12 protein-coding genes are annotated in these 12428 nt (G+C 60.4%); 6 read left to right on the top strand and 6 right to left on the bottom strand.

The window, feature by feature from the left end; translation table 11 throughout:
* Positions 1-8: 8 nt before the first annotated feature.
* A complete protein-coding gene (locus tag AACV31_RS07130; protein WP_165156640.1) occupies positions 9-1265 on the bottom strand; it encodes an L-rhamnose isomerase in 1257 nt (418 codons plus the stop codon).
* Positions 1262-2734 carry a rhamnulokinase gene (gene rhaB, locus AACV31_RS07125; protein ID WP_165156642.1) on the bottom strand — a complete coding sequence of 491 codons (1473 nt, stop codon included), beginning with the start codon at positions 2732-2734 and terminating at the stop codon, positions 1262-1264. The genes AACV31_RS07130 and rhaB overlap by 4 nt, the downstream gene beginning before the upstream one ends.
* Positions 2735-3034: 300 nt before the next feature.
* On the opposite strand from rhaB, the gene rhaS reads away from it, so the two are divergent.
* Together rhaS and rhaR are read left to right on the top strand one after the other, a co-directional pair.
* Positions 3035-3871 carry an HTH-type transcriptional activator RhaS gene (rhaS, locus tag AACV31_RS07120; RefSeq protein WP_165156644.1) on the top strand — a complete coding sequence of 279 codons (837 nt, stop codon included), beginning with the start codon at positions 3035-3037 and terminating at the stop codon, positions 3869-3871.
* A 71-nt stretch (positions 3872-3942) separates the two neighbouring features.
* Positions 3943-4794 carry an HTH-type transcriptional activator RhaR gene (rhaR, locus tag AACV31_RS07115; RefSeq protein ID WP_165156646.1) on the top strand — a complete coding sequence of 284 codons (852 nt, stop codon included), beginning with the start codon at positions 3943-3945 and terminating at the stop codon, positions 4792-4794.
* Here the strand turns inward: rhaR and rhaT are convergent.
* The gene (rhaT, locus tag AACV31_RS07110) at positions 4791-5828 is read right to left on the bottom strand and encodes an L-rhamnose/proton symporter RhaT (protein ID WP_075197799.1); all 1038 of its coding nucleotides are present in this window, start codon (positions 5826-5828) and stop codon (positions 4791-4793) included. The genes rhaR and rhaT overlap by 4 nt on opposite strands.
* A 372-nt stretch (positions 5829-6200) precedes the next feature.
* Here rhaT and sodA point away from each other — a divergent pair, with 372 nt between their 5' ends.
* Complete coding sequence (gene sodA, locus AACV31_RS07105; protein ID WP_032807625.1) at positions 6201-6821, top strand: superoxide dismutase [Mn]; 621 nt, start codon at positions 6201-6203, stop codon at positions 6819-6821.
* Between the two features lie 70 nt (positions 6822-6891).
* Positions 6892-7569, top strand: a complete 678-nt coding sequence (gene yiiM / locus AACV31_RS07100) for a 6-hydroxyaminopurine reductase (RefSeq protein ID WP_165156648.1) — start codon at positions 6892-6894, stop codon at positions 7567-7569.
* Between the two features lie 196 nt (positions 7570-7765).
* On the opposite strand, the gene lldD is transcribed toward yiiM, so the two are convergent.
* The 3 genes from lldD to lldP are packed head-to-tail and all read right to left on the bottom strand — an operon-like array spanning position 7766 to position 11408.
* On the bottom strand, positions 7766-8971 hold the full coding sequence (gene lldD / locus AACV31_RS07095; RefSeq protein ID WP_007766168.1) for an FMN-dependent L-lactate dehydrogenase LldD: 1206 nt from the start codon (positions 8969-8971) through the stop codon (positions 7766-7768).
* On the bottom strand, positions 8968-9756 hold the full coding sequence (gene lldR, locus AACV31_RS07090; protein WP_165156650.1) for a transcriptional regulator LldR: 789 nt from the start codon (positions 9754-9756) through the stop codon (positions 8968-8970). The genes lldD and lldR overlap by 4 nt, the downstream gene beginning before the upstream one ends.
* Entirely contained in the window at positions 9753-11408 is a 1656-nt protein-coding gene (gene lldP / locus AACV31_RS07085; protein WP_165156652.1) for an L-lactate permease, read from the bottom strand. The genes lldR and lldP overlap by 4 nt, the downstream gene beginning before the upstream one ends.
* A gap of 403 nt (positions 11409-11811) precedes the next feature.
* Here lldP and AACV31_RS07080 point away from each other — a divergent pair, with 403 nt between their 5' ends.
* The gene (locus tag AACV31_RS07080; protein WP_165156654.1) at positions 11812-12132 is read left to right on the top strand and encodes a type II toxin-antitoxin system RelE/ParE family toxin; all 321 of its coding nucleotides are present in this window, start codon (positions 11812-11814) and stop codon (positions 12130-12132) included.
* Positions 12122-12406 carry a helix-turn-helix domain-containing protein gene (locus AACV31_RS07075; RefSeq protein ID WP_165156656.1) on the top strand — a complete coding sequence of 95 codons (285 nt, stop codon included), beginning with the start codon at positions 12122-12124 and terminating at the stop codon, positions 12404-12406. The genes AACV31_RS07080 and AACV31_RS07075 overlap by 11 nt, the downstream gene beginning before the upstream one ends.
* Positions 12407-12428 lie beyond the last annotated feature (22 nt).

Here is a 12428-nt window from a genome sequence, read left to right as displayed (position 1 = left end):
AGTGCTCCTTAGCGCGTGCTTAAAACGTGTTGTTCATAATGACGGACGGCGGAGAGCCACGCCGCGTCGGCCGGAGTGTCGTGGCGCTCGCAGTACATTTCCCAGACGGCCTGCCACGGCAGCGATTTCTGCTCTTCGAGCAGCGCCAGACGGGCGGTGTAATCGCCGTCAAGCTCCAGCTGACGCAGTTGCGCGGTCGGCTCCAGCAGCGCGCGCAGCAGCGCTTTTTTCATGTTGCGGGTGCCAATCACCCACGCCGCGATGCGGTTGATGGAGGCATCGAAGAAATCGAGGCCGATATGCACGCGGTCAAACAGATCATGGCGAATGATCTCCCCGGCGATGGCCTGCGTTTCATCATCCAGCAGTACGACATGATCGCTGTCCCAGCGCACCGGACGGCTCACATGCAGCAGCAGACGCGGCACGTAAAGTATCGCGGCGGAGATTTTGTCGGAGATAACTTCGGTCGGGTGGAAATGCCCGGCGTCGAGGCACAGCGCGGTCTGGCGACTGGCGGCATAGCCCAGGTAAAACTCGTTAGAGCCGACGGTGTAGCTCTCAGCGCCAATGCCGAACAGCTTGCTCTCTACCGCGTCGATGTGGTGCGCCGGGTTGAGTTTCTCGCGGATAACGTCATCCAGCGCGGCGAGCAGACGGCGTCGCGGCGCCAGGCGGTCCACCGGCGTATCTTTCATGCCGTCCGGGATCCAGATGTTCATGACCGACGGCGTGCCGAGCTGTTCGCCGAACGACGCCGACACGCGGCGGCTCGCCTGACAGTGTTCAATCCAGAACTGGTGAATTTCCGGGTTAGGGTGCGAGAGCGTAAAGCCGTCGGCGCTCAGCGGGTGCGAGAAGCAGGACGGGTTAAAATCGAGCCCCAGCTGGCGCTCGCGCGCCCACGTCACCCAGTTCGCGAAGTGCGCCGGTTTGATTTCATTGCGGGCGACCGGCGTGTCGGATTCCAGATAGATGGCGTGCAGGTTGAGGCGTTTGGGGCCGGGGATCAGGCGCAGCGCCTGGTCGAGATCGGCGCGCAACTCTTCGGCGTTGCGCGCCTTGCCCGGGTAGTTGCCGGTCGCCTGAATGCCGCCGGTGAGTTGCCCCTGCGGGTTTTCAAACCCGGCCACATCGTCGCCCTGCCAGCAGTGCATGGAAACCGGCAGGCGATCAAGCTGGCGCAGCGCGGCTTCGGCATCGACGCCAACGGCGGCGAAGCGTTGCTTCGCCAGTTCCCATGCCTGGTGAATATGAGTGGTCATGCGTAAAGCTCCTTCCTGGTTTGACGACCCGGCGATAACCGCGCCGCCTGGCGCGCTATCTCGCTGTCAGTCTGAGGTTGAAAAGGGGTCAGCGTCTGGCTGGCGGTCACGACGCGGCGAAACGCGTCGACATCGGCAATCTCATCCAGCGCCATCAACTGGCAGCCGATGTTGCCGAGCGTGGAGGCTTCCACCGGGCCCGCCAGCACCGGGATGCCGCAGGCATCGGCGCAGAGCTGGTTCAACAGCGGGTTCTGGCTGCCGCCGCCGACGATGTGCAGCACCGTAAACGGACGCCCGCGCAGGGCGGTCAGTTCTTCCAGCACGCGGGCGTAAAGCAGCGCCAGGCTGTCAAAGATGCAGCGCGCCAGTTCTGCCGCGCTTTGCGGCGCAGGCTGGCCGCGCTCAAGGCAGGCGGCCTGAATTTCGCGGCTCATGTTTTCGGGGTTGATAAAACGGTCATCGTTGGGGTTCACGACAAAGCGGCAGGGCGCAAGCGCGCGCGCCTCGTCGATAAGCGCGGGCAGGTCGTTAACCTGTTGCTCCTGGCAGACGCGCTGCAACAGCCACAGGCCCATGATGTTCTTCAGCACCCGGTAGCGCCCTTCAGCGCCGCCTTCGTTGGTGATATTGGCCGCGAGCGCACGGTCGTCGGTGTACGGCGTTTTGCTCTCAAAACCCATCAGCGACCAGGTGCCGGAGGATAGCCAGGCCGCGTCCGGCGTCGCCAGCGGCGCGGCGATCACGGCGCTGGCGGTGTCATGCGTCGCCACGGATACCACCGGCACCTCCACGCCCTGCGCGCTGCGCCAGTGGCCGATGACGTTGCCCGGATGCGTCGGCGCGCCGAGCCAGTGGTGCGGCACGCCCGCCCAGTCGAGCAGCGTCTCGTCCCAGTTATCGGTATTGATGTTGATAAGCTGCGTGGTGGTCGCGTTGGTGTAATCCCAGTTCAGCGCGCCGGTCAGCCGGTAGCAGAGGTAATCGGGGATGAGCAGCGCGTGCGCCACGCGCCCGACCAGCTCCGGCTGCTGTTCCACCAGCGCGCGAAACTGATAGAGAGTATTGAACGGCAGGAACTGGATGCCGGTGCGGCGGTAAATCGCCTCGCGGCCCACCTGTTGCTCTGCGCGGGCCATGATGCCGTCGGTGCGGCTGTCGCGGTACGATACCGGCAGGCCGACGCGCTCGCCGCGTGCGTCCAGCAACACATAATCGACGCCCCAGGTGTCGATGCCGATGCTGTCGATAGCGACGCCGCGCGCGCAGGCTTTTTCAAGGCCCGCGCGCACTTCACGCTCCAGCGCGTCCACATCCCAGGTGTCGAAGCCGTCCACGCGGCGCAGGCCGTTGGCGAAACGGTGGATTTCTTCAAGCGTCAGGCGCTGTCCGTGGCTGTCGTAGCGGGCCAGCATTACGCGACCGCTGGAGGCGCCCAGATCGACCGCGACGCTATGGCGAATAGTCATGGTTAGGGTCCTGTTGGAATCTCTGACGCCAGTCTAGGGAGCGGCACGGCGGCGCACCTTCACTCCACGGACAGCGTGTTCACCGCGCTGGCAAGGAAGCAAAGATGAACGTGAGGAAGTTCACAAAATGGCGTCTGGCCGCCCGGCAGGCAGGGGTGTGAGCCGCGCCGCATTTCCAGAAATTTCACGGTGTTTCTTAAAAAATCGACGGGCTTTGCGCGTTTTGGCGTCGAAAATTTAAGGTCTGAGTGAGAACCGTTATCTACTATCAGACAGGCTTTACAGAACGCGGGGGCGATGATGACGGTACTACAGGGCATTGATTTTTTCCCATCCGGCGCGGCGTCGGTCACCATTGAACCGCGTCTGCCGCAGGCGGCCTTTCCTGAGCATCATCATGATTTCTGGGAGATTGTTATCGTCGAGCACGGCACCGGCACGCATGTGTTTAATGGTCAGCCGTATACGCTCAGCGGCGGCTCCGTCTGCTTTGTGCGCGACCACGATCGTCATCTCTATGAGCACACCGAGAATCTCTGCCTGACCAATGTGCTGTATCGCTCTCCGCAGGCGTTCAGTTTCCTGTCGGGGCTTGAAAAGCTCCTGCCGCAGGAGCAGGACGGCCACTATCCGTCGCACTGGCGCGTCAGCCAGCAGACGCTGCATCAGGCCAGCCCGCTGGTGGAAAGGCTGGAAGCGCTGCGCGAATGCAGCGACGTACACGCCATCGCCAGCATGGAGATGCTCTTTATGCAGCTGTTGATTTTGCTGCGAAGCGGCAGCCAGCTGCAGGGCGGCGGCCATGCCGATGAGCGGCTGAACCAGCTTATCGCCTGGCTTGAGGATCACTACGCGGAAGAGGTCTGCTGGGAGCAGCTCGCCGACAAACACATGCTGTCGCTGCGCACGTTACACCGGCAGCTTAAGCAGCGCACCGGCCTGACGCCGCAGCGTTACCTTAACCGCCTGCGCCTCATGAAAGCGCGCTATCTGCTGCGCCACAGCGAAGAGAGCGTTACGGATATCGCCTACCAGTGCGGCTTTGGCGACAGCAACCATTTCTCCACGCTGTTCCGGCGTGAATTTTCGTGGTCGCCGCGCGACATTCGCCAGGGGCGCGACGAACAGATGCAGTAACGCGAAGGGAATCACCGTTTTCTGCGGCAAAAAAGGGGATACTTTGCAGCTATTTGCCCCGGAGATACGCTGTGGCCTCTCAGTTAGTGCTCAGGAAAGCGGATTTCTTCGCGACACCCACCCAGCCGGTCGTCGTGGCGGATCGCTACCCTCAGAATGTCTTTGCCGAGCATACCCACGAGTTCTGCGAACTGGTGCTGGTGTGGCGCGGCAACGGGCTGCATGTGCTGAATGACCGCCCGTATCGCATCACCTGCGGCGATCTCTTTTATATCCGCGCCGAAGACCGCCACAGCTATCAGGCGGTCAACGATCTGGTGCTGCACAACATCATCTATTGCCCTGAACGGCTGCAACTGAACGTTAACTGGCGCGATTTGCTGGAAAACCCGCGCGGCGTGAACGGCGATCCGCGCTGGCGGCTCAGCAGCCAGGGCATGGTGCAGGCGCGACAGGTCATCGACCAGCTGGAGCATGAGAGCCCGAAGCACGACGCGCTCTCGCACTGTTTAGCCGAAAGCCTCTTTTTACAGCTAGCGATTACGCTGCGCCGTCATCGTTATCAGCCGTCGGGCGGCACGGGGCCGGGCGAGGGCGAAACGCTGGATCTGCTGATGGCGGCGCTGGGCAACAGCCTTGACGTGCCGTTCGATTTGCAGCACTTTTGCAGCCATTACCAGATTGCCGAACGCCCGCTGCGCCAGCTGTTCCGTCAGCAGACGGGCATGAGCATCAGCCAGTATCTGCGCCAGCTGCGCATCTGCCAGGCGCAGTACCTGCTGCGTCACTCCTCGTTGCTGATAAGCGATATCGCCGCGCGCTGCGGCTTTGAAGACAGTAACTATTTCTCGGTGGTATTTACCCGCGAAACGGGCGTGACGCCACGGGTGTGGCGTCAGCAGTGGGGCGCAATGACAGGTTAGTTCGCCGCCATGCCCAGCCCGACGATATTCGCCGCCACGATAATCACCACGCAGCCCAGGCTCAGCACGCTGACCGGGCGACGCCCTGCGGCTTTCCACTCGCGCAGCACCAGCCCGACGATCCCGCCGCACAGCACGTAAAAGCTCATGTGCAGCATCCAGCTGATGTAGTCATACTGCGCCGGGATGCGCGCATGTCCCCAGGCGTAGAAGAAAAACTGCAAATACCACATCAGCCCGCCCAGCGCTGAGAGCAGCACGTTGCTGATAAGCAGCGGTTTCGCCAGCGAGAAATCGGCTTTCAGCGACAGCGTTTTCACCTTCGCGAGGCGAATAAAACAGAAGCCGAGGTTGATGAGCGCGCCGCCGCCCATGATAACGACATAGCTCGGCAGGCCGACATACAGCGGGTCGACGCCCAGCGCCGCGGCGGCTTCATGCATCGGTTTTGCGGCGTCCATCGCAAACGACATGCCCGCCGAGAACACGCCGCACATCACCGCCAGCACCAGCCCTTTCTTCAGGTTAAACTCTTCGGCCCTGATACCCATCTGCCGCTCTTTCAACTGGCCCGCGCGGGTGACGATGGCGACGCCAATCAGGGCGACGAACACGCCAAGCAGCGTCATCCGCCCGCCGGGCGTGCCGACGAGCAGCCCGAATTTGCCGTTCAGCAGCGGCGTCATCAGCGTGCCGACAATCAGCGTAATGCCAATCGCGATGCCGATGCCCATCGACATGCCGAGATAGCGCATGGTCAGGCCGTAGTTAATGTTGCCGATGCCCCACATCGCGCCGAATAAAAACACCGGCAGCAGCGTGGCGGCGCTGAACGAGCGGTAATAGGCCCAGAAATCGGGCAGCAGCAGAGCGCTGACTACCCACGGCAAAATCAGCCACGACACCACGCCGCCCACTGACCACATGGTTTCCCAGGACCAGTGCCGCACCTTCTTAAACGGCGCATAAAAGCAGGCGGCGCTCGCGGCGCCAATCAAATGCCACAGTATTCCCATGGTTATTGCGTTACTCATGCTGTCGTCCTCGTTTCCGTCATAAGGCCAGACGGGAGCGAAAGCCGCCCCCTAACCGAAACGAGTCTATTGAGGCGCTCAATCTTTCACCTTCGGGGCGCTGCCGCGAAGCGCAGGCGGGTGGCAAAAAACAGGGGGTAAGCCGAACGGGGATCACACTTTGTGGTGAATTCAGACGATGCCTAAGACATGGAAATCTGTGTAAAAATCAGCGCCAGGTGTCCATTTTCAGCCATTATTGCGTTAAGTTATAACCATATAAAAACTGCGGCATTGATAAACATTTTCAATATCATTTAATTAACTATAATGAACCCACTGCTTACGCGGCGTTAACACCTCTGCCGCCCGATAATAATGGAGATGATGAATATGAGTTATACACTGCCATCCCTGCCGTACGCCTATGACGCGCTTGAACCGCATTTCGACAAGCAGACGATGGAAATCCATCACACCAAACACCACCAGACTTACGTCAACAACGCCAACGCGGCGCTGGAAAGCCTGCCGGAGCTGGCGAACCTGCCGGTTGAAGAGCTGATCGCGAAACTGGATCAGGTTCCGGCTGACAAGAAAACCGTTCTGCGTAACAACGCGGGCGGCCACGCGAACCACAGCCTGTTCTGGAAAGGCCTGAAAAAAGGCACCACCCTGCAGGGCGATCTGAAAGCGGCTATCGAGCGCGATTTCGGCTCCGTTGAGAAATTCAAAGAAGAGTTCGAGAAAGCGGCAGCGACCCGTTTCGGCTCTGGCTGGGCGTGGCTGGTGCTGAAAGGCGACAAACTGGCTGTCGTGTCCACCGCAAACCAGGATTCCCCGCTGATGGGCGAAGCTGTCTCCGGCGCTTCCGGCTACCCGATCCTGGGCCTGGACGTGTGGGAGCACGCGTACTACCTGAAATTCCAGAACCGTCGTCCGGACTACATCAAAGAGTTCTGGAACGTGGTTAACTGGGACGAAGCCGCAGCGCGTTTCGCTTCTCAGAAATAAGGTTGCAACCTGACCTCTAAAAAGCGAGCCTGATGGCTCGCTTTTTTTATATCCGCAAAAGGAGGCGCGTATGTATTTCCCGGTGCAGGTTTATGCCGGCAAAATCCGCGACTATGAAGGCAGCAGGCCCAGCGCCATCGGCAAAGTGCAGGTGGAGGGCGAACTGTCGCTCACCAGCCGCGGACTGGTTGGCGATCAGCAGGCGGAGAAGAAAATTCACGGCGGGGCGGACCGCGCGCTGTGCCATTATCCGCGCGAGCATTACGCCGTCTGGGCGCGTGAATACCCGGAACAGGCGGAGTGGTTCGCGCCGCCCGCGTTTGGCGAGAATCTCTCAACGCTGGGGCTGACCGAAGAAAACGCGTTTATCGGCGATATCTTTCGCTGGGGCGAGGCGCTGATCCAAATTACCCAGCCGCGTTCGCCGTGCTTTAAGGTCAATTTTCACTCCGGGATTAGTGAACTTTCCGGCCGGATGCAGGATACCGCGCGCTGCGGCTGGCTGTACCGGGTGATAGGCGAGGGCAAGGTGTTCAGCGACGCGCCGCTGGAGCTGGTGTCGCGGGTGAGCGCCATTTCCGTGCGCGAGGCCGCCGCCATCGCGTGGCATACGCCGTTCGATGACGAGCAGTATCACCGGCTGCTGAGCGCCGGCGGCCTTTCCGCCAGTTGGGCGAAAACGCTGCAAAACCGGCGTCTTAACGGGAAGATCGAGAGTTTTTCGCGCAGGTTGTGGGGCCGGGGGTAGTGCGCGCGGTTATCCGAATGTAATTGGTGGGTGCGCTGCGCTTACCCACCCTACGCAAAGTGGAGCGGTATTTGTTGGTGGGTGCGGCTTCGCTTACCCACCCTACGGGAAAACTTGTCTCTATGCGTTGTAGGGCGGGTAAGCGCAGCGCACCCGCCATCGTCACTTAACCCGCCATCGTCACAACACCCACGATTTACGCCGCGTCATCCTGCTTAGGTTTCGCGCTGGCGGCGGGCAGGTCCGCTAAAACCGACGTAAATTCCGGGGACGGCACCAGCGATTCGCGGGTGATCTCCTTAATCGACTTCGCGCCGGTCAGCGTCATCGCCACCCGCATCTCCTTCTCAATCAAATTCAGCAGATTCGCCACGCCCTGCTCGCCGTGGGTCGCGAGCGCGTAAAGATACGCGCGGCCCAGCAACACGCTGTCGGCGCCGAGCGCTATCATACGCACCACATCCAGCCCGTTACGGATGCCGCTGTCGGCAAGGATCGTGATATCGCCTTTCACCGCATCGGCGATGGCGGGCAGCGCGCGGGCTGACGAGAGCACACCGTCAAGCTGGCGGCCGCCGTGGTTGGAGACCACAATCCCGTCGGCGCCGAAGCGTACCGCGTCGCGGGCGTCTTCCGGGTCGAGGATCCCCTTGATAACCATCGGGCCATCCCAGAATTCGCGGATCCACTCCAGGTCCTTCCAGGAGATGGACGGGTCGAAATTGTTCGCCAGCCAGCCGATGTAATCCTCAAGCCCGGTCGGCTTGCCAAGATAGGCGGAAATATTGCCGAGATCGTGCGGGCGGCCATGCAGACCCACGTCCCACGCCCACTGCGGGTGCGTTACCGCCTGCCAGTAACGGCGCATGGCGGCGTTGGCGCCGCTCATGCCCGAGTGGGCGTCGCGGTAGCGCGCGCCGGGCGTTGGCATATCAACGGTAAACACCAGCGTCGAGCAGCCCGCCGCTTTGGCGCGCTCCAGCGCGTTACGCATAAAACCGCGGTCGCGCAGCACATAGAGCTGGAACCACATCGGGCGATTGATAGCGGGCGCCACTTCTTCAATCGGGCAGACGGACACCGTCGAGAGCGTAAAGGGAATGCCTTTCGCCGCCGCCGCGCGCGCCGCCTGAACTTCGCCGCGTCGCGCATACATGCCGCACAGCCCGACCGGCCCGAGCGCGACCGGCATCGAGAGCGTTTCGTTAAACAGCGTCGTCTCAAGACTTAAGTCCGACATATTTTTCAGCACGCGCTGGCGCAGCGCCACCTGCGAGAGATCGTCCACGTTGCGCTTAAGGGTATATTCCGCGTACGCGCCGCCGTCGATGTAGTGAAACAGAAACGGCGGCAGGATACGCTGCGCCGCTGCGCGATAGTCGCTGGCTGCGGAAATAATCATTCTTCATTCTCCCTGGACGGTTTTATTAGATCGTCGGGCAGGCGGGTGACACGCGCCTGGCGGGCGACATCTTCATCAAGCTGTTTAATCGTGGAGTGGACAAAGCCGAGGTGGCGCAGCGTCGCGTTGCGCGCCCGTTCGGCATCGCCGGTTTCTATCGCCTCCAGCATCTCGCGGTGCTGGCCGGTGAGCTGCGCGAAAATCGGCTGCTGTTGATACATCCGCTGACGGCTCTCCATCACGGAAGACTGCAGCAGATCGAAAAAGCCGCGCATGGTCTGGAGCAGCACCACGTTGTGCGACGCCTCGGCAATCGCCAGGTGAAAGCGCACGTCGGCCTGCGAGGCGAGATCCGGGTCGTCGCGCTCGGTGAACTGCAACATCGCGTCGAAGCAGTAGCGCAGCTTTTCTTTATCCTGCGTGGTGGCGCGCAGCGCCGCATACCACGCGGTGCTGGCCTCAATGGCGTGGCGGGCTTCTAAAATGTCGTAGCGATAACCCGGATCGTCCGCCATCAGGTTACGAATGGGCTGGACGATGCGCTGTTCCGACCACGGCTCCAGCTGATAGCGCACAAAGGTGCCACCGCCGCGACGGCTTATCAGCAGCCCGTCGCGAATCAAAATCTGCAACGCTTCGCGCAGCGAATTGCGCGAGACGCCAAGCTCCTGCGCCAGCTGTCGCTCCGAAGGCAGGCGCATTCCGGCTTCCAGACCGCGCTCTGCGATGAGCGCACGAATGCGCTCCACCAGATGGTCGGCCAGTCGCCGGGTCATTAATGTCATGGGATCATCCAGGTAAAGTAGTAAGCCTGAAGCAGCGTAATAAGCCCCACCATACAGGTGAACGCCAGGCTGTGTTTCACGGTAAAGCGGAAGAGATCCGACTCTTTGCCCACCAGCCCCACCGCCGCGCAGGCGATAGCGATAGACTGCGGCGAAATCATCTTGCCGGTCACGCCGCCGGTGGTGTTCGCCGCCACCATCAGAATATCCGAGACGCCGGTCTGCTGCGCCGCCGTGGCCTGGAGCGCCGCGAACAGCGCGTTCGACGAGGTATCCGAGCCGGTCAGGAACACGCCAAGCCAGCCGAGGAACGGCGAGAAGAACGGAAACGCGCTGCCGGTGTGCGCCAGCGCGAGCGCCAGCGTCGAGGAGAGCCCGGAGTAGTTAGAGATAAACGCGAACGCCAGCACCATGCCGATGGAGTAAATCGGCAGCGCCAGCTCTTTCATCGTCTGGCCGAAGGTTTCCACGGCGGCTTTCGACTTCATGCGCAGCCAGATAATCGAAATGATAGCCGCCACGAAAATCGCGGTGCCGGTGGCGGAGAGCCAGTCGAATTTATAAACCGCTGCGTAGGAGGTGGCCTTTGCGACGACCGGCGGCATACGGGCCACGAGGCCATCCAGGAACGGCACGGAGAAGTTAAACACCAGATCTGACAGCGGGCCGCCTTTAGCAAACAGCGCTTTAAACGGCGGAATGCTCCAGAGCGTGACCGTGGCGGTCAGGAACAGGAACGGCGACCAGGCGCGCACCACCTGGCCTGCGGTGTAGTTCTTGCGCGCCAGCGTCTGATCGACCACCGAGGCGCCCACATCGCCGAAGCGGAAAATACGCACCGGCTGCCAGCGTTTGAGAAACAGCGTCAGCCAGATCAGGGATACCAGCGAAGAGATAATGTCCGGCAGCTCCGGCCCGATAAAGTTCGAGCTTAAATACTGGGCGATAGCAAACGAGCCACCGGCCACCAGCACCGCAGGCCAGGTCTCTTTAATGCCGCGCCAGCCGTCCATAATCGCCATAATCCAGAACAGCACGATAATCGTCAGGAACGGCAACTGACGGCCCACCATCTGACCAATCTGGAAGCTGTCGAGCCCGGTCACCTGGCCTGCCACCAGAATCGGGATGCCCATCGCGCCAAACGCCACCGGCGCGGTATTCACAATCAAGCACAGGCCGGCGGCGTACAGCGGGTTAAAGCCAAGCCCCACCAGCAACGCGGCGGTGATCGCCACCGGCGCGCCAAAACCCGCGGCCCCTTCCAGAAACGCCCCGAACGAGAAACCGACAATCAGCATTTGCAGGCGCTGGTCCGGCGTGATGGAGAGAATGGACGAGCGGATGATGTCGAACTGCCCGGTTTTCACCGAAATTTTATAAACGAACACCGCAGCGATGATAATCCATGCGATAGGCCACAGGCCGTAGAAGAAGCCGTAAATAACGGACGCGAACGCGCGTTCCGCCGGCATCTTGTAGAAAAAGAGCGCCACCAGCAGGGCGATGACGACGGTAATGGTCGCCGCCAGATAGCCTTTCAGCTTGAGCTTAATCAGCGCGAAAAAGAAAAACAGGATCGGCAAAGCGGCAATCAGGCTTGAGAGCCAGATATTCCCTGCCGGGTCGTAATTCTGCTGCCAGAGGTGCATAGCGAATCTCCTGCGGGCCTTCATTCGTGCCGGAAGTCTGTGCTTCTGTTAGCGCGGATTTGTAAAAGTGGCCCAACCAATGTGTTGTTGTAGGGTGAATGACAACAAAAGGTTAACCATTTGTTAGGTATCGGCAACACGTTGGTTACGCTTTTTTGGGGTTTTGTGATTGGGCGGTAAGTTTGCGAGGGAATTGGTAGGGCCAATTCAGGCGGTGTCTGGCGAGTCAGCGCCACTCCCACTTCGAAACGAGAAATCGTGGAAGGCGTCTCGCAATACCCGCACATAAAACGTTTCGCTTTCGTTTACAGCAGTAAAATCATTTCCGATTTCATGGGCAGGAAGCCCAGAAGGTATGACAGAGAGTGATGCTGGAGAGTAACTATGTGCAGGGAAGCGCGTCATGTTTGAATTAATTTTTCATCCAGGCGCCGCGGGAGAACTGTACTCGCTTGATCCCGCTATGCAGGCGAAGGTGTTGAGAGGGCTGGAAAAGCTTGAACGAGAAGGTTTCCGGCTGCGTTATCCGGACACCCGCGTGTTAAGTGGGGGCTTGTACGAACTGCGGGTTGGCGGTAAAGATATCGCACGCACGTTTTTTGCTTTCGCGGTGGGTCAGCGCATTTTTATTTTGCGTACTTTTATAAAAAAGACGCAAAAAACGCCGCAGCGTGAAATCGAAATTGCACTCAAACGATTACAGGAGCTCAGCCATGTCGGTTAAAGGGGTCACCTTTGCGCAGGTGAAAGCATGCGCCTTTGAAAACGCGGCGGTTCAGGCAGCTTACGAGCAGCAAATACGGGAAGAAGAGCTAAGCGCATTGCTCATCGCGATGCGTACTCAGGCGGGACTGACAAAAGACGACGTTGCCGAAAGGATGGGCATCTCACCGCCAGAAATCACCCGCCTGGAAGATCACGCGCTATGCGCCAACGTCGACACGCTTCAAAGGTATGCGCAGGCGTGCGGCGTTAAATTAAAGCTTCCTTTCATTTAACACGGCCGCCAGACGGCGGCCC

Source organism: Cronobacter sp. EKM101R (assembly GCF_963888145.1).
Classification (GTDB): Bacteria; Pseudomonadota; Gammaproteobacteria; order Enterobacterales; family Enterobacteriaceae; genus Cronobacter; species Cronobacter turicensis.
The sequence above is the reverse complement of the archived record's forward strand: the minus strand, read 5'-3'. Positions and strand labels throughout refer to the sequence as shown.